Source organism: Nocardiopsis sp. NPDC055879, from assembly GCF_053615935.1.
In genome coordinates, this window is the sequence record NZ_JBSHCT010000017.1 from 48,612 (window position 1) to 66,139 (window position 17,528).

16 protein-coding genes are annotated in these 17,528 nt (G+C 72.2%); all 16 read left to right on the forward strand.

The window, feature by feature from the left end:
• The 16 genes from ACWGKS_RS20505 (at position 1) to ACWGKS_RS20580 (ending at position 17,508) form a co-directional block, all read left to right on the forward strand.
• On the forward strand, positions 1-309 hold the full coding sequence (locus ACWGKS_RS20505; RefSeq protein WP_358509634.1) for a hypothetical protein: 309 nt from the start codon (positions 1-3) through the stop codon (positions 307-309).
• A gap of 232 nt (positions 310-541) precedes the next feature.
• The gene (locus ACWGKS_RS20510; RefSeq protein WP_358509637.1) at positions 542-1,570 is read left to right on the forward strand and encodes a Gfo/Idh/MocA family oxidoreductase; all 1,029 of its coding nucleotides are present in this window, start codon (positions 542-544) and stop codon (positions 1,568-1,570) included.
• Positions 1,554-2,432, forward strand: coding sequence for a sugar phosphate isomerase/epimerase family protein (locus ACWGKS_RS20515; protein ID WP_358509640.1), 879 nt, complete (start codon positions 1,554-1,556; stop codon positions 2,430-2,432). Before ACWGKS_RS20510 ends, ACWGKS_RS20515 begins: the two co-directional genes overlap by 17 nt.
• The gene (locus ACWGKS_RS20520) at positions 2,429-3,727 is read left to right on the forward strand and encodes a M20/M25/M40 family metallo-hydrolase (RefSeq protein ID WP_452523548.1); all 1,299 of its coding nucleotides are present in this window, start codon (positions 2,429-2,431) and stop codon (positions 3,725-3,727) included. The genes ACWGKS_RS20515 and ACWGKS_RS20520 overlap by 4 nt, the downstream gene beginning before the upstream one ends.
• Positions 3,724-4,860: an Ldh family oxidoreductase gene (locus ACWGKS_RS20525; protein WP_452523550.1), complete on the forward strand. Its 1,137-nt coding sequence runs from the start codon at positions 3,724-3,726 to the stop codon at positions 4,858-4,860. Before ACWGKS_RS20520 ends, ACWGKS_RS20525 begins: the two co-directional genes overlap by 4 nt.
• Positions 4,857-5,777, forward strand: coding sequence for a Gfo/Idh/MocA family protein (locus ACWGKS_RS20530; protein WP_452523552.1), 921 nt, complete (start codon positions 4,857-4,859; stop codon positions 5,775-5,777). The genes ACWGKS_RS20525 and ACWGKS_RS20530 overlap by 4 nt, the downstream gene beginning before the upstream one ends.
• Complete coding sequence (locus ACWGKS_RS20535; RefSeq protein WP_452454999.1) at positions 5,774-6,244, forward strand: DUF6917 domain-containing protein; 471 nt, start codon at positions 5,774-5,776, stop codon at positions 6,242-6,244. The genes ACWGKS_RS20530 and ACWGKS_RS20535 overlap by 4 nt, the downstream gene beginning before the upstream one ends.
• 154 nt (positions 6,245-6,398) lie before the next feature.
• Complete coding sequence (locus ACWGKS_RS20540) at positions 6,399-6,929, forward strand: EF-hand domain-containing protein (RefSeq protein WP_358509655.1); 531 nt, start codon at positions 6,399-6,401, stop codon at positions 6,927-6,929.
• 74 nt (positions 6,930-7,003) lie between these two features.
• Entirely contained in the window at positions 7,004-8,209 is a 1,206-nt protein-coding gene (locus ACWGKS_RS20545) for a DegT/DnrJ/EryC1/StrS family aminotransferase (protein ID WP_358509658.1), read from the forward strand.
• The gene (locus ACWGKS_RS20550) at positions 8,206-9,351 is read left to right on the forward strand and encodes a DegT/DnrJ/EryC1/StrS family aminotransferase (RefSeq protein WP_358509661.1); all 1,146 of its coding nucleotides are present in this window, start codon (positions 8,206-8,208) and stop codon (positions 9,349-9,351) included. The genes ACWGKS_RS20545 and ACWGKS_RS20550 overlap by 4 nt, the downstream gene beginning before the upstream one ends.
• Before the next feature lie 134 nt (positions 9,352-9,485).
• Positions 9,486-10,484 carry a UbiA family prenyltransferase gene (locus ACWGKS_RS20555; protein ID WP_358509664.1) on the forward strand — a complete coding sequence of 333 codons (999 nt, stop codon included), beginning with the start codon at positions 9,486-9,488 and terminating at the stop codon, positions 10,482-10,484.
• The gene (locus ACWGKS_RS20560; RefSeq protein WP_358509667.1) at positions 10,481-11,830 is read left to right on the forward strand and encodes a protoporphyrinogen/coproporphyrinogen oxidase; all 1,350 of its coding nucleotides are present in this window, start codon (positions 10,481-10,483) and stop codon (positions 11,828-11,830) included. The genes ACWGKS_RS20555 and ACWGKS_RS20560 overlap by 4 nt, the downstream gene beginning before the upstream one ends.
• Positions 11,827-13,437, forward strand: a complete 1,611-nt coding sequence (locus ACWGKS_RS20565; protein ID WP_358509670.1) for a class I adenylate-forming enzyme family protein — start codon at positions 11,827-11,829, stop codon at positions 13,435-13,437. The genes ACWGKS_RS20560 and ACWGKS_RS20565 overlap by 4 nt, the downstream gene beginning before the upstream one ends.
• Entirely contained in the window at positions 13,434-15,095 is a 1,662-nt protein-coding gene (locus ACWGKS_RS20570; protein WP_452523556.1) for a CoA transferase, read from the forward strand. The genes ACWGKS_RS20565 and ACWGKS_RS20570 overlap by 4 nt, the downstream gene beginning before the upstream one ends.
• On the forward strand, positions 15,092-16,708 hold the full coding sequence (locus ACWGKS_RS20575; RefSeq protein ID WP_358509676.1) for a class I adenylate-forming enzyme family protein: 1,617 nt from the start codon (positions 15,092-15,094) through the stop codon (positions 16,706-16,708). Before ACWGKS_RS20570 ends, ACWGKS_RS20575 begins: the two co-directional genes overlap by 4 nt.
• Positions 16,705-17,508 carry a class I SAM-dependent methyltransferase gene (locus ACWGKS_RS20580; RefSeq protein ID WP_358509679.1) on the forward strand — a complete coding sequence of 268 codons (804 nt, stop codon included), beginning with the start codon at positions 16,705-16,707 and terminating at the stop codon, positions 17,506-17,508. The genes ACWGKS_RS20575 and ACWGKS_RS20580 overlap by 4 nt, the downstream gene beginning before the upstream one ends.
• Positions 17,509-17,528: the final 20 nt, after the last annotated feature.

Genomic DNA, 17,528 nt, shown 5'->3' on the forward strand with positions numbered 1-17,528 from the left:
ATGAGGATTCCTTCCGCCATGGCCGCGCTGGTTCTGGGGAGTCTCGTTCTGGGTGCGGCGCCGGCTCACGCCGCCACCGGTGAGGTCGTGGTCTTCACCACCGAGTTCGAGGACCTGGTGCGCTACGCCGAACCCGCGTCGGGTGACTGCGTGCGCCTCCCCGCCACCGCGCACGTCCTGGTCAACCTGACCGACACGGACGTGAGCCTGCACGCCGGACCCCGGTGCGGCGGGCCCGGGGTGACCGTGGAGCCGGACCGTGGATGGCACGCGCCGCCCAGCGGACTGTTCAGCTTCTTGGTGGCGTGACCTTCGAAACCGAAGAAAAGGGATGGAACGCACTATAGGTCCATAGCGTCTTTTGTCCCTTTGTTCTCGGCCGATTGGGTATTGGCTCCTCCGGGTTCGGGACATGAGGGTCCGTTCTCGGAATTGACGCCCTTTCCCGCAGTGCACCAAACTGGCTCCTCGTTCGATGGTTCCGTTCGTCCGGAAAGGACACGGACCAGGGGAGCGAAGAACGGAAAGGTGCCCTCCCTTCATGCTGCACACCCTCATCGTGGGTCTGGGGAGAGCGGGACGAGGACTGCACGCGCCGTCGCTCGCCAAGGTGCGGGCGGCGGCCCCCGCCCTGTTCGCACCCGGGCCGGTCATGGGTCACGACCCGCACGCCGCCGAGGTCGACGGCATCCTCCCGTTCTCCCGTCTGGACGACGCGGCCCGTCATCGACCACCACGGGACACCGTGGTCCACCTGTGCACCCCGCCCCGGCTGCGGGCCCGGACACTGGAGCGACTGGCCCGACTCGGCTACCGCCGGATCATCGTGGAGAAACCCCTGGCCCCGGACCTGGTGGAACTGGCCGCGATCGCCCGGCTGCGCCGCCGTTGGGACCTGGACCTGACCGTCACCACCCCTTGGTCGGCCAGTACCCTGAGCGCCCGTCTCATGGCGGTCCGCCGCTCCCACGACTTCGGAGCCCTGCGCGCCATCACGGTGTTCCAGCACAAACCCCGGTTCAGTCGGACCCTGGAATCCCCCGCCCACCCCACCGCCTTCGACATCGAGGTGCCCCACGCCCTGGCCATGGCCGTCACCCTGGCGGGCGGGGCGGACGTGGTCGCCGCCGAACTGGACGACATGGTCCTGGGCCGCACCCGGCTGCCCGGCCTGGGCGGGGCGCGGCTGGACCTGCTGCACCACACAGGTGTGCGCACCCGCATCGAATCCGACCTGACCGCGCCCCTGCGCGAGCGGCGCATCGTGCTGGAGTTCGACGAAGCCGTCCTGACCGGCCACTACCCGTGCAGCGAGGCCGACCACACCGCGCAACTGATGGTGGCGGTGCCCGGCCGGGAACCGGTCCGTTCGATCTTCGTCGACGACGCCCTGCCCGAACTCCTGCACTCCTGTTACGCCCGCTACTCCCGGCATCGACGGGAACCGGGCGAACTACCCGTCCACGTGGAGGCGGTCCGACTGCTCTCCGAGGCCAAGAACCGCTGTTCCCTCCAGCCGTACTCCCCGCACACCACACGATGGGAGGTGGCCGATGTCGTCGGCGCCTGAACGACCTCGCCTGGCCGGAATCGGTGACGAGGCCGCCCCCGGACTATCGAGTCAGCTCACCGCCGTGCGCGAGCTCGAATGGGACCTGTTGGAGCTGCGCACCCTGGACCGCGTCCCCCTCGCCTCGTTGTCCGAGGCCGATTTCGCGTCGGCGGCCGAACGCATCCGGGCGGCCGGTGTGGAGGTCGTCGCCGTCGCCGCCAAGATCGGTGACTGGTCGCGTCCCATCACCGGTGACTTCGCGCTGGACGTGGCCGAACTCGACGTACTGGCCCGACGCTGCGCGGTCCTGGGGACGCGCACGGTGCGGATCATGTCCTATCCCTCCGGCGGGTCGAACGAACCCGAGTGGCGCCGCGAGGTGCGTACCCGGGTACGTGAACTGGTCCGCCGCGCCGAGGACGCGGGACTGGTCCTGGCACACGAGAACTGCGCCGGTTGGGCCGGAGAGGACGCCGACCGTGCCCTGGACCTGATCTCCCACGTCGACAGCCCGGCGCTACGGATCCTGTTCGACACCGGTAACGGGGTCGCCCACGGCTACGACGCGGCCGCGATGCTGCGCCCGCTCGTGGAGTACGTGACCCACGTCCACGTCAAGGACGCCATCGCCGCTCCCGACGGCGAAACCGCCTACGTGGCGCCCGGGGAGGGCGAGGCCGGGGTGGAGGAATGCCTGGCGATCCTGGCCGGCCACGGCTACCGGGGTGCCCTTTCCATCGAACCCCACCTGCGTCTGCGCCCCCACCTGGGAGCCCAGGGCATCGATCCCGGTCGCGGGGAGGAGGCCGCGTTCGTCGAGTACGGACGGACCCTGGAGAAGTTGGTGGACCGGGTCTGGCGCGGGGAGGTGATCCGATGACGCTGACCGACCGGGACCACTCCCTCCTGCTGCGCTTGTTGACCACCCCCACCGCGGGCCCACTGGAGGTCGGCGCCACCGGCCCGCCTCCCCGGCTGTGGCGGGCCCAGCACGACTACGCCGAGGCCGCGGCGCGGATCGGTTTCCGCGTGGTGCGTCACGCCCCCGCCGACCACACCGACCTGAGCGTCCCCGGTGTGCCCGAAACGGTACGCGAGGCCGCGGCGGACCCCGACTTCCTGACCTGCCAGCCCAGCCTGGTCCTGCGATTGGGTCCCGACACCGTCCCACCCGAGCGCACCGTGATGTTCAACGTGCACCTGGACACCGTCGCGGGCGGGCCCCCGGCCCACTTCGACGGCGAGGTCTTCCACGGCCGGGGCGCCATCGACGCCAAGGGCCCCGCCGTGGCGCTGCTGGCCGGGGTGCGCGCGGCCAGGGAACGTTCGGCCGCCCTGAGGCGGGACAGCGCGGTGATCATCCAGGCGGTCGCGGGCGAGGAGGGCGGTGCCATGGGTGTGCTGGGCACCCGACCGCTGGTGGAACGCGGCCACGTGGGCCGCCTCAACGTGTTCTGCGAACCCACGTCCGGGCGCTTCCTCACCCGCTCGACGGCGTCGATGACCGCACGGGTGTCCGTACGCGGCGACGACGCCATCGACGATCGCCCCCACACCGGGCACAACGCCTCGGTCCTGTTGGGCTTCATCGCCCAGAGCATGGGCCGATCCCTGGACGGGCGCGCCCACGACGGGGCGGTGTGCGTGGCGGGCCTGCGCACCGGGGACCTGCACAACCGTGTCTACGGCACGGGTGACCTGCTGCTCAATCTGTCCTACGCCGAACCCGAGGCCGGTCGAGCCCTGGAGGCGGCGGTCACCGACGCGTTCGAGATGGCCCTGAAGGAGTTCACCGACCTCTTCGGCGACGGAACCCTGTTCGCCCGCACTGCGGCGGACGCCCCGCGCATCACCCGACTGACCTGGCCCAAGCGGGGCCTGCCGGTCCTGGACGACCACGATCGATGGGGCCACGACCTGTTGCGGGGGATCGGCGTGCCCACCTGGCCCGCCGACGAGGCCGCCTTCACCTGTGACGCCATCTGGATGGCGGGGATCGCCGGCACCTGCACGGTCGTGCTGGGACCGGGAGACCTGGCCGCGGACGGGGCCCACGGGGACGACGAGCGCGCCCACCTGAGCGACCTCGACGGGTTCGCCGACACGGTGGCCCGCATCCTCGCCGCCTTCACCGACGAGGCCGGCGAGCCGGACGAGACCTACGGAGGACCGTGACCACACTGCCCGCACCACCGGAACCCTCCCCGACACGAGAGAGGGTCCTGGTCGACCACGACGCCCTGCTGGACTTCCTCACGGAGATCCTCGTGGGCCGGGGCCTACCCCGAGCCCGTGCGCGCGAGGCGGCCCGCGCCCTGTGCCACGGTGACCTGACCGGGATGGACTCCCACGGCGTGGCCAACCTGGCCCGTCTCTACCTGCCCCTGCTCGACGAGGGGCGGGCCGACCCCGACGCCGAGCCCCGGGTCATCACCGACCTGGGCGCGGCCGTGCTGATCGACGCCCGCCGCGCCCTCGGGCTGTGGGCGGCCTCGGAGGCGATGGACCTGGCCGCGGAGCGGGCCGAACGCCACGGGGTCGGGCTGGTGGCGGTGCGCGACGCCACCCACCTGGGCTGCGCCGGACACCACGCGCTGCGCGCGGTCGAACGCGGCATGATCGGCGTGGTGACGAGTAACTGCGGTGGTCAGCGCATCGCCCGACCACCCGGTGGCACCGTGGCGGTCCTGGGCACCAACCCGCTCAGCGCGGCGGCACCGGCCGGTTCGCTCCCCCCGTTCCTGCTGGACATGAGCACCACGGCCGCGCCCACCGGGCGGATCCGGCAGGCGGCCCGGGAGGGGCGGTCGATTCCGGAGGGGTTGTTGCGCGACGACCGGGGCGCACCGGTCACCGATCCGGCCGCCTTCGACGCCGGCCTGGCGCACCTGATGTGGCTCGGTGGCGAGGTGGGTCGGTTCAAGGGGTTCGGGCTCGGTGTGCTGGTGGAGGTGCTCTCCGCCGTGGTCTCCGGCTCCGGCCGGGGACCCCACCCGGACGCCCTGACGGGGGACGGCGGGCCCCACGGGCGAGATGACGACATCGGCTTCCTGATGTTGGCCATCGCCCCCGACGCCTTGCGCGAGGGCGCCCGCACCGACGCCGAGGAACTGTTCGGGGTCCTGACGGACTGCGAGCCCGTCGACCCCGACCACCCCGTGCGCTACCCCGGCTGGCACGAGTACCACCTGGCGGCCGAGCGCCGTGTACGGGGCGTGCCACTGCACGTCGACCTGTACGAGGAACTGGTGGAGACGGCCCGCCGGGCCAAGATCCGAGCCCCCGCGACCCTGGAGGAGGAGCGATGAGGACGTTGCGCGTGGGAGTGGTCGGCCTGGGGGTCATCTCCCGCTTCCACCTGAGGGCGCTGGCCACCTCCCCGGACTGGGACCTGGTGGCGGTGTGCGACCTGGACCCGAACGAGGTCGCCGCGCCCCCACCCGGCGCGACCGGCTACACCGACCACGCCCGGATGCTGGCGGAGGCCGGCCTCGACGCGGTCGTGGTCACCGCCCCCAACGACGCGCACGCCCGGATCTGCGCGGACGCCATCACGGCCGGGACCGCCGTGTGCGTGGAGAAACCGCTGGCCCTGGACCTGGCGGAGGGGGAGGCGTTGAGCGCCCTGGCCCGGGACCGGGGGGTGCCCCTGTTCACGGCCTTCCACCGCCGGTACAACTCCGAGTTCGAGGCGTTGCGGGAACAGGTCGCGGACAGCACGGTGACGGAGGTGACCGTGCGCTACCTGGAACGGATCGAGGAACACGCGGGACGGGACACCTGGTACCTGGACCCGGCACGGTGCGGGGGCGGATGCGTGGCCGACAACGGCCCCAACGCCTTCGACCTGGTGGAAACGCTGCTGGGTCGGACCCAGGTGTCCGGGGCGCGGGTGGTGTGCGACGAGGCGGGTGTGGACCGGTGGGCGGAGATCACGTTGACCGGTGGCACGGGCCGGGCCCGGGTGGTCCTGGACTGGTCCCACCCGGGGGAGCGCAAGGACGTTCGGGTGCGCACGGCCGACGGTCGTGAACTGACGGCGGACATGCTGGCCGACCGACCGGCCTTCAAGGAGTCGCTGTGGCACGAGTACGAGGGCGTGGCCGCCGACTTCGCCCGACGGGTCCGTCAGGGCCGGGTCGAGGACGGGGGCGGGACGTCCGCGTTGCGGTTGGTGGGCCAGACCTACCTCGCGGCGGCCGACGGAGAGCGGGTGGGACGGTGAATCCGCACGAGGACGGGGCCAAACGGGAGGTGACCGCGACCCTGGTCAAGGTGCTGAGGCATCGCAGGACCGAACGGGGGATGCGGTTGGAGCCGTTCGCGAGCCGGTGCCTGCGCGCGGGCGAGGTCCACGAACTGGTCGCCACCGAGCACACCGAGACCGCCGAGGGAACCCGGATCGACCGGGTCGGTTTCCTGGGGTTCGCCGAGATCACCGCGGCCGGGGTCGTGGATCGAGGGGACCAGGTGTGGATCGGCCCGCGCCGGGTGGGGGTGGTGCTGGGGTTCGACGCCTGCCACACGCCCAACCACTACAACGTGCTGATCCACGCCGCCCCGATGCCCACCGGAGGCGACCTGGGGTTGTGCCCGAACGAGCCCGTGGTGTTCCGGCAGGGGAGCGCGGACATCGTCGCCGAACTTTTCTCCACACCATACATAAACAATGTCGGAGAATGTCCGATATAAAATTAGAGTAGTCTCGGTGGTTTTCCCTGTGGGGTCATTGTCGGGCGCTCGATATTGGTAGGCTTCGAGTCGAGGGGGCGATTCAAGAATCGCCTTTATATTCCCCGCCCGGGGAGCTCCTTGTTTTCTCGCATTCATTATTGAAGGAGAACAGATGACGACTGCCGTCAAGGCCAACGACCGTCTCGAAGAGCGCTTCCGTCTCTGGGACCACAACAGCAACGGCGTGATCGAGCGCTCGGACTTCGAGCAGGAGTTCGAGGGCATCATCGAGCGCTTCGGCGTCGACGCCTCCGCGCCCGGTGCCGCCGCCCTCCGGGCCGCCTACCAGGGCCTGTTCGACCGTCTCGCGCAGGCCGCGGGTACCGAGGAGATGTCCAAGGAGGACTTCATCCGGGCCGCCGAGAGCGAGATCGTCAGCAGGGGCGACGCCGGCTTCTCCGAGGTCCTGCAGCCGACCATCCAGGCGATCACGACCATCATCGACACCGACGGTGACGGCGAGATCAGCCCGGTGGAGATGCAGCGGTGGTTCTCCGCCATCGGCCTGACCCCGGAGCAGTCCGACGAGGCCTTCCGTGAGATCGACACCGACGGTGACGGAACCCTCACGGTCACCGAGCTGGTCGCCGCGGTCCGCGACTACCACCTCGGCAAGAACGACATCCCCCTCCTGGGAGTCTGACACCCCCGCGGCGTCGACCCCCTTCGGTCCGGCCGCGTCCCGCGCGGCCGGACTCCGCCCCAAGGAAAAATGACATGAAGACGACATTCTCCTCCCCGGCCCCCAGAGAAAGGGGCGGGGAGCACACGGGTGTGCCCTTCTTCGACCAGTCCGAGTCCTTTCGAAGACTGTGGCCGGAGATCGAACACCACTGTGTCCGCGTCATGGACGACGGTAAATTCTCCCACGGCGCCATGGTCGCCGAATTCGAGCGCGCCCTGGAGGATTTCACCGGCGCCCGACACGTCGTCGGCGTCAACTCCGGAACCGACGCCCTCGTGCTGTTGCTGCGCGCCGCCGGGCTGAGCCCCGGCGATGAGGTGATCGTCCCCGCCTACACGTTCGTCGCCACCGCCACCGCCGTGGTGCACGCCGGTGGCGTCCCCGTCTTCGCCGACATCGAGGAGCACGGCTACGGCATCGACCCCGACTCCGTCGAGGCCGCCATCACCGAGCGCACCCGCATGGTCATGCCCGTCCACCTCTTCGACCGTCTCGCCGACATGGACGGTGTGGGCCGCGTCGCCCGCGCCCACGGGCTCACCGTGGTGGAGGACAGCGCCGAGGCCATCGGTATGCGCGCGAACGACGTACACGCCGGCCTGCTCGGCGCCGGCGGTGTGCTCTCCTTCTTCCCCACCAAGACACTGGGGGCCATCGGCGACGCCGGTGCGCTGCTCACCGACGACGACACCATCGCCGAGACCGCTCGGATGCTGCGCCACCACGGCCGGTCCGGGCGCACCCTGGCGGCGTTCCCGGGGATCTCCAACCCGACGGTCGTCACCGGCGGCAACAGCAAGATGGACGACATCCAGGCCGCCGTGCTGCTGGCCAAACTCGCCCGCCTGGACGTGGACATCGCCCACCGCGCCGCGCTCTCGCGCCGCTACGACGACCGGTTGCGCGAACTGCCGGGGGTGCGGGCCGTCCCCGGCGACACCCCCTCCCGCCCCGGCGAGGAACGCGTGGTCTACGTGTACCTGATCGAGGTGGAGGACCGCGACGGCCTCGTCGCCCACCTGACGGCCGCGGGCATCGACACCGAGGTCTACTACCCGCGCCCGCTGCACCTGCAGCCGTGCTTCGACGATCTGGGATACCGGCCCGGCGACCTGCCCCGTGCCGAGTCGGTGTGCGGGTCGGCCGTGGCGCTACCGCTGTACGCCGACCTGACCGGGGACCACGTCGACCGGGTCTGCGACGAGATCGAACACTTCCTCACCGGGAGGACGCGATGACCGTCACCGCCGAACAGACCATCCCCTTCTTTCCGGCCGACCTGTTCGAAGCCGATCGCGAAGCCCTGCTGGGGGCGCTGCATGAGGTCGGTACCGACCCCGAGCAGAAGTTCATCCTGGGTCGGCGCACCGCGCGGTTCGAGGACGCGCTGCGCGCCCGCCTGGGGGCCTCCGACGTCGTGGCCTGCTCCAGCGGCACCTCCGCCCTCACCCTGATCCTCTCCGCCATGGGCATCGGGCCCGGTGACGAGGTCGTCGTGCCCGCCTTCGGGTGCGCGCCGCTGGCGAGCACGGTCCTGTCCCAGGGCGCGACCCCCGTGTTCGCCGACATCGACCCCCGCACGCTGACCATGGACCCCGAGCACGCGGAGGCCCTGGTCACCGACCGGACGCGGGCGTTGATGCCCGCGCACATGTTCTCCGTCATGGCCGACATGCCGCGTCTGCGCGCTCTGGCCACCAAGGTCGGGGTACGGCTCGTGGAGGACTCCGCGCTCGCCCAGGGAGGCGTGCTCGCGGGCCGTCCGGCCGGCCGGTGGGGCGACGCCGGTGTGTACTCCTTCGTTCAGGTCAAGGTCTTCGGGATGCCGGGTGAGGGCGGCGTGGTCCTCACCGACGACACCGACCTCGCCGAACGGGTGCGTATGTCGCGCAACCACGGTCAGGACGGCCGCAACCGCTTCCTGCACCACCACGTCGGCCACAACAGTCGCTTCGACGAGGTGATGGCCGCCTTCCAGCAGCACCGCCTGGCGGGCCTCACCGAACGGATCGACCGCCGCACCGCGATCTGTTCGTACTACTCCGAACGCCTGGCCGACCTGGCCGACGCCGGGATCGTCGCGCCGCCCGTGGGCGGGGACGGCCGATTCCCCTACGTCTACACGCTTCTGTGCGAGGACCGTGAGGGACTGCGCGACCACCTGGCCGCCGAAGGGGTCGCCGCCCACGTCTACTACCCGCGGATCCTGCCCGAACAGCCGGCCTTCGCCCCCCACGCCCGACCCGACGGAACCTGGCCCCGGGCACGGGAGGCGGCTCGCCGCAACATCTCCCTGCCCCTGTACCCGCACCTGAGCGACGCCCGCGTCGAACACGTGGTCGAGGCCGTTCGGTCGTTCGTCCACACGCGGAACCGCTGACGGGACCCACCCCCACAGGAGGCCCCTCCGATCGGAGGGGCCTCTCCGCGGACATGCTCCGGAGCCCACACCAGCAAGAAGGAGGCAGGGGCGCCCTCCCCGGCCCACGCCGGAGTGGTCGCCCCGAGAACACGATGACCGACCAAGTGAGCGCGCCCTCCGAGTCGCCCACCCCCGAAACCCTCACCGGTTCGGCGGCCCCGCCAAGGCCCACCCTGGGGACCTACGCCCGGCTGGCCAAGCTCGACATCGTCGACTACTACATCGGTCTGCCGTTGGTGTTCGCCCTGACGCTGCCCCTGTTGGGCATGCGCGTCGACACGATCGGGTTCCTCCTGCTGATCCTGGTCGCCGAGATCGCGGTGGTGGCCGCCATGGTCGCCTTCGACGACGTCACCGGCCACCGGGACGGTTCCGACGCCGCCAACTACGGTTCCGACGCGGCCCGCCGCCGACTGGCCCGCAAACCCCTGGTCGCCGGGACGCTCACCGAGCCCCAGGCACTGCGCTTCGGGCGGGTGGCGACCGTCGCGAGCGTCGCCCTGTGGACCCTGGTGGTGGCGCTGGCCCCGCACCGGCCGCTGTGGGCCGTCATCGGCGCCGCCCTGTGCCTGGTCGCGTCGGTCCAGTACTCCTGGGGACTGAAGATCAGCTACCGGGGTTTCCAGGAGATCTTCCTCGTCGGCCTGGGCGTGGGGTGGATCCTGGTGCCCTACGGGCTGCTCATCGGGCACGTCGACGGGTTCGTCGTCGTCCAGGCGTTGATCTTCGGTGGCGGCCCGATGATCTTCGGCCTGTACTCCAACACCAACGACGCCGACGGGGACCGGGCCGCCGGACGGATCACCGTCGCCACGATGGTCTCGCCGCGCGTCAACTCGATCTTCATCATCGCGCTCACCGCGGTGGAGACCCTGCTGGTCACCGCATCGCATCTGGTCGGCATCGCGCCCTGGTGGTTCCCCCTCGCCCTGCTGCCCGTCATCGCGCTGCGCGTGACCCAGCTCTTCATCGGGTTCGTCCTCGGCGACATCCTGCGGGCGCGACGCATGGCCATCCACACCCACCGCGTCACGGTCGTCCTGCTCATCGGCGCCAACCTGATCGCCGCCTTCCTCATGGGGGCGTCGTGAACACACCGATCGACGTGGCGGTGGTCGGCGCCGGTCCCGCCGGGTTGGCGACGGCGCACCTGTTGGCCGGGGCGGGGCGCGGCGTCCGGGTCCTGGAGTCCGCCGACGCCGTGGGCGGACGGACACGCACCCTGCGCACCGAGGGCCACCTCATCGACACCGGCGCCGAGATGATTCCGTCGGCCGACGCCTACCCGGCGACCTGGCGGCTCATCCGGGCGATGGGGCTCGACGGCGACCCCGAGGCGATCCCCCTGGTACGCGACGCCCTGTCGGTGAGGTGGAGGGGGCGATCCCATCGGCACGCGGGGCGCCCCCTGGGATTGCTCACCGGGATGGGCCTGTCCCCGCGCGCCCGCTGGGACCTGGCGCGTCTGCAACTGAGCCTGGGCCGGGCGGGCCTGGACCCCGAGCACCCCGAGAGGGCCGGGCCGGGGGAGACGACCATCGCCGACCTGCTCCGCCCTCATCACCCGCAGTTGCGCGAACGGCTGTTGGGTCCCCTGGCGGCGGGGTTCTTCGGCTGGCCCGCGGACCGGGCGGTGGCCGCGCCCTTCGCCGCACACCTGGTGGCCTCCGGAAGCACCGCGACCTGGCGCACCTACCGGGACGGGATGGACACCCTTCCCCGGGCCCTGGCCGCCCGGCTCGACGTGCGCACCGACCACCCGGTCACCGCGGTGGCCCCCGGCCCGGACGGGGTACGCCTGGACTCACCGCGAGGCGCGCTCACCGCACGGGCGGTCGTCCTGGCCGTGCCCGCCCCCGTCGCCGCGCGCCTGTACCCGGACGCGCCCACGGTCGAACACGAGTACCTGGCGGCCTGTGGGTACGCGCCGATGCTCCGACTGTCCCTGATGTTGGACGCCCCACTGTCCCCGCGCGGTGCCCGCCGAGGCTTCGCCCACCTGGTGCCCGACGACCCCCTGATCGGGGTGGTCACCATCGACCACGCCAAACATCCCGGACGGGCGCCGCGGGGGCGAGGCCTGATCTCGCTGATCGCCACCCCCACGGCGGCGCGGGACCTGCTCGACGCCCCCGACGAGGAGGTGACCCGGCGATTCCTGGCAAGGGTCGAACGCTACCTGCCCGGTGCGGGGGCGCGCGTGCGCGGGGCGGTCACGCACCGTTTCCGGCACGGTCTGCCCCTGCCCGAACCACGAACGATGTCCGCGCGCCCCGCCTTCGTCGACCGTCCCCTGGCGGCCGTCGACTACGCGGGGGACTGGATCTCCTCTCGACCCTGCAGTGAGGGGGCGGTGGCGTCGGCTTACACGGCGGCCGAACGCGTCTTCGCCTTCCTCACCGCGACCCGCGAACCCACTCCGATCGAGGCAACGTGATACCGAGCAAACCCATCCACCTGGGCACCCTCTTCGACGACCTGACCATGCGCGGGTCCACCACCGCCGTGCGCCTGAGCCGGCCCCTGGACATCGCCCCGGAAGCGGGCGTCGAACTCGACGTGCCGGGTGCCCGCACCCTGGTCCATCGGATCTGTGGATGGTTCGCCCAGGCCGGGGTCCGATCGGGCGACCGCGTCGCCATCGCCAAACGCAACCACTGGGACTACGTCCTGCTCGCCTGCGCCGCCGCGCGCATGGGAGCGGTTCCCGTGTCGCTGTCGGCCCACCTGGCGCCGTCGGCCCTGGCGACCCTGCTCCGGAGGTCGGAACCGGCGCTGCTGGTCACCGACACCGCCCTGCTGCTCGGCGCGAGGGACGCCGGACACGACCCCTCGCTCCACGCCGCCCGGACCCTGGTGGTGGACGGGGACGTCGAGGGCGCGCTCACCCTCGACGACGTGCGCGGGGGCACCGCGCCCCCACCGCGCCGCCCGCACCTGGACGCCCCACTGACGATCATGCACACCTCCGGCACCACCGGTGTACCGAAACTGGCCGTGCACTCCACCCGAACCCTCATGCGCAGGTTGGCCGGGTTCGAATCCCACCGGTGGCCGATCCTGGGCAGCCGCCGCGACGACACCGTCACCTCCTCGATCTCCTTCGCCCACGGCCGCGCCCTGGCCTGGACCGCCGGGGTGCTGTGGCTGTTCCCCGACGCGCTCTCGGCGATCACCTCACCGGACCTGGAGGAAGCCGGGCCCGCGCTGCGCCTGCACCGACCCACCGTCCTGGAGGCCCAACCCGCGACCCTGGCGCGCTGGCAGCGCCACCTCGGCCAGGAGGGACCACGGGAGGGGCTACGACGGGTGCGGCTGTTCGTCAGCACCTTCGACGCCGTGCACCCCTCCACCGTCCGCACGTTCCTCGACGCCAGCGAACGCCGGTTCCCGGTGTGGATGCAGGGATGGGGCCAGAGCGAGACGGGACCGCTGACCTTCCGCTTCTTCACCCGCCGGTCGCTGTCCCGACGTCAGGGTGTCGGCGCCACCACCCGCGACCTGGGGCGACCGATCCCGGGCCGGACCCGGTTGCGCGCCGTGGACCCCCGCACCCTGCGCCCCCTCCCGGCCGGGGAGGAGGGCCTGCTGTTCTGCCGTACCGAAGCCCTGTGCCTGGGCTACGTCGGGGAGGAGGGGCGCTGGCGGGACAAGCTCGTGGGCTCTTGGTGGAACACCGGCGACATCGGCTCCATCGACCGCACCGGCGCGGTCCGCCTGGTGGACCGTGAGGTGGACGGCCTGACCGAGGGAGGTTGCCTGGAGATCGAGGACGTCGTCGACGAGCGACTCCCCCGGGTACTGGAATGCGTCGTGCTCGGCGTCGCCGAGGGGCCGCCCGTCCCGGTGTTGGCCACCGAGGACGGGACCCTGGACCCGGGGGAGTGGAAGAAGGCCGTCGAGGACCTGCCGACGATGGCCGACCCGATGGTCCTCACCTGGGACGAACTGCCGTGCACCGGGACCGGCAAGGTACGGCGGGGCGCGTTGCGGGAGAAACTGGGCCTATCCTTCGGAGGCCGTGGGACGGGGCGGTGGACGTGACCGCGACGGCGGCCGTCGCGGCACCGTTGACGGGGACCACGGTGCGGGCCGTGGGCGACACGGTGCCGGTACGCGTGGCGATCTCCCGGTTGCGGGAACTGGGCTGTGCGGTCGAACGGGTGGGCGAGGCCCCGCCCGACCCCGGGTCCGCCGGACGGATCGACCTGCTCCCCGGCCCCGCAGGCCCCGCGGGACCGCCCGCGGGCTGCGACATCACGTGGTCGACCCCTTCGGTGCCCCTGTACGGCGAACGCGACGTCCAGGCCGCGTGCGGTCTGGCCCACCTGCACGGCCGTGCGCGGGGCCGCGACCGGTTCCTGCCGATCGACTACGCGTCGGTGTGCGCGGGCGTGCTCGCGGTGCAGGCGGTGCTGGCGACGAAACTGACCCTGGAGCGCGGTGGACCGGCGCTGCGGGGGTCGGTGTCGGTGGCCGGGGCGGCGTTGATGGCAGTCGCCCCCTACGTCGCCGAGGCCACCGCGACACGGGGGACACCGCCGCAAGAGCACCCGGGGCAGGCACCGCCGTTCCGTTCCTCGGACGGGGTCCGCTTCGAGGTCGAGACCCTCGATCCCGAGGCGTGGCTCCTGTTCTGGCGGACGTCGGGCGCACCCATGGAGGCGATCGCCGCAGGGTGGGCACCATTCCAACGACGCTTCGCCACCGCGGTGTGTCCGCTGCCCGAGGCGCTGTTCGACACCCTCGCCGCACGGTCGTTCGCGGTCGTGCGCGACATCGCCCGAGAGTGCGCGGTGGGGGCCGTCCCCTTGCGCTCACCGGGGGAGAACACCGAGGAGGGACCTTCCTCACCCGGCCGACTACGCGACCTGGACGCCACGCCCGGCCCGCCCCTGCCCTCGTGGCCGGGCAACGGGACCGCGCCCCTGTCCGGGCTGAGCCTGGTGGAGGCCACCAACCGGGTCCAGGGCCCCTTGGCGGGGCTGGCGCTGACCCTATTGGGCGCCGAGACGGTGCGCGTCGAACCGCCGGGCGGTGATCCCATGCGCGGGGTGCCACCCCTGGCGGGAGGGCTCTCGGCCCGCTTCGCCGCGTTCAATCGGGGCAAGGACGCGGTCGAGTGCGACCTGAGGAGCACCGAGGGCCGTCGCGCGGCGGGCGAGTGGGCGGCGCGGGGGCACGTTCTGCTCTACAACTGGCCACCCGGCCGGGCCGAACGGTTCGGGCTGGGCGTCGACGACCTCACGGCTCGTGCCCCGGGTCTGGTGCACGTCCACGCCGAGGGTTGGGCCGGTGAGGAACCCGCCCCGGGGGCTCCGGCCACCGACTTCTCGATCCAGGCCCACGGCGGGATCGCCCACCTGCTGGCCGACGACGACACCGGCCCTGCTCCCTCCCTGGTCACCCTCACCGACGTGCTCGGCGCCCTGCTGGCGGCCGAGGCCGCCCTGGCCGGACTGTTGCTACGTGCCCGCACGGGTGCCGGTGTCGCCGGCCGCACGGCGCTGGTCGACGCCGCCCGCCTGCTCCGGTGGGCCGGTCGCGGCCGTGCCGGTTCGACCGGGCACGGCACGCCGCCGGTCGCGGACCCGGAAACCGTCGCCCGGAACTTCCCCGAGGCGTTCACCCGGGAGCACGGGGTCGCCCTGCCCCGCGCGCCCTGGACGTTCGCGCCCCTGGACGGGGAGGCGCCGCGATGACCTGGACCTCCTCGGCGGGCATGACCCTGCCCGACCTCGTACCCGCCGGCCTCCGTGAACGATGGGTCCAAGAGGGGACATGCCCGGGACGGGACCTGTACTCCCTGTTCCTGGACACCGTGCGTGCGGACCCCGGGCGCGAGGCGATCGTGGACGCCCACGGCGCCCTGGACCGCGCGGGGCTGGCCGCGCGGGCCGGCCGGGCCGCCGCGGCCCTGACCGTTCACGGGTGCGGTGAACGCGACGTCGTCGCGGTGCTGCTGCCCGACGGCCGGGACGCGATCGCCGTCGAACTCGGCATCGCCGCCCTGGGCGCGGTCGCCCTCCCGATCCCCTACGGGCGCTCCCGGGCCGACGTGCTCTCCCTGGTGGAGCGGTCCCGCGCAAGGCTGGTGGTCACCGACACCGGTCGGGTCGACGACCTGGGACGGACCTCCCACTGGTGCGTCGACACCGGGGGACTGGACACGAACGGCCCGTTCGCGCACACGCCGGTTCCCGAACCGGCGCGGCCCGACTCCGACTCGCCCGCCCGCATCCTCGTCTCCTCGGGATCGGAGGGCGCACCGGGCATGGTCGCCTACTCCCACGACGCCATGGCCGGGGGACGGGGCAACTACGCGCGGGCGCTACTGGGCGGCGCCGGCCCCGTCCGAGCGCTGATCCCGGTCCCCCTGGCCTCGTCCTTCGGTTCGTTGGGCATCGTGTCCCTGATCCGGCTCGGGGCGACCCTGATCGTTCCGGGACGCTTCGATCCCGTGGCCGCGCTGCGCTCCATCGAACGCCACCGGCCCACCCACGTGATCGGCGTGCCCACGATGCTGCGCCGCATCGCCCTGGTGGAAGAGGGCGTCGATACCTCGTCGCTGCGGGCCCTGGTGGCCAGCGGGGCGCCTCTGCACCGGGACGTTCTGGACCTGTGCCGGGAGCGCTTCGGCCGGCCCGTGATCAACGTCTACGGCTCCACGGACGGGGTGAACTGCCACACCGCGCACGACCCCGACCGATGGGAACCGGGCATGGCCGGTCGACCCGACCCCGAGGTCACCGAGATCCGGGTGTGCGATCCGCGAGGGCGTCCCCTGCCGGCGGGGCGGGACGGCGAGATCCTGGCCCGGGGGCCGATGACGCCCCTCTGCCAGGTCGGCGCACCCGAACTCCACGCGCGCGGGCGCACAGCCCACGGTTGGGTCCGCACCGGCGACGTCGGGCGTCTGGACGAGGACGGCACCTTGTGGGTCGTGGACCGGCTGCGCCGCACGGTGATCCGGGGGGGTGTCACCCTCTTCCCCGCACAGGTGGAGCGTGCCCTGGTCGCCCACCCCGCGCTGGCCGAGGCGCAGTGCGTGCCCGTACCCGACCCCGACCTGGGCGAACGCATGTGCGCCTGCGTCTGCTCGCTACCCGGCGTGGATCCGCCCACGCCCCGCGAACTGATCCTCCACCTGCGCGACCGGCACGGGATGGACGTTCGGGCTCTGCCCGAACACGTGCTGTTCCTGCCCGCGCTACCGCTCGGCCCGACCGGGAAGACGTGCACCTCCACCCTGACCCGGATGGCGGCCGACGCGGTGCGAGACCGACCGACCGTACTCTCAGGAGACCCCAAGTGACACAGACCGTTCCCGCCGAAGCCGGTTACGTCTTCGACAACCACAACGAGAACGCCGGCGACCAGCACCGGTTCCTGGCCGCCGCCTACGACCCCCTGACCACCCGCAGGCTCGCCGAGACCGGGGTCGGACCCGGATGGCGCTGCCTGGAGGTGGGCGCCGGGGGAGGCGGTGTCGCCCACTGGTTGGCTCGGCGGGTCGCCCCGGGCGGTGAGGTTGTGGCCACCGACATCAAGCCCGACCACATCGCCCCCGCCGAAGGACTGCGGGTCCTGCGGCACGACGTCACCCGCGACCCGCTGCCGGAGGCCGCCTTCGACCTGATCCACTCGCGTCTGGTGCTGTTGCACCTGCCCGAACGCCTGGAGGTGTTGGACCGGTTGGTGCGCGCCCTCAAACCGGGCGGGGTACTGCAACTGGACGAATTCGACATCGACTACGGGCCGTCCCTGCTCATGCCGGACTCCGAGGCCGGGGCGCTGTACGAGAGGTTCCTGGCGGCGAAGGTCGCGCTGATGCGCCGGGCCGGCGCCGACCCGGCCTGGGGGCGCCACGCCGGTGAGGCGATGCGCCGGGCCGGCCTGGTCGACGTCGATCCGCGCCCGCACGTGGAACTGTGGGACGCCGGTTCCCCGGGCGTGCACCTCATCTCCCACCACACCCGGCACCTGCGCGACGCCTTCGTGCGCGAGGGCATGACGGACGAGGACCTCGCCCGGGTGCGCGCGCTGTTGGCCGATCCCACGTTCCGGGCCTGCTCCTGCCTGACCTACTCCGTGTGGGGGCGCAGGCCCGCGTGAGCGGGGCCGCCGGCCCCGCC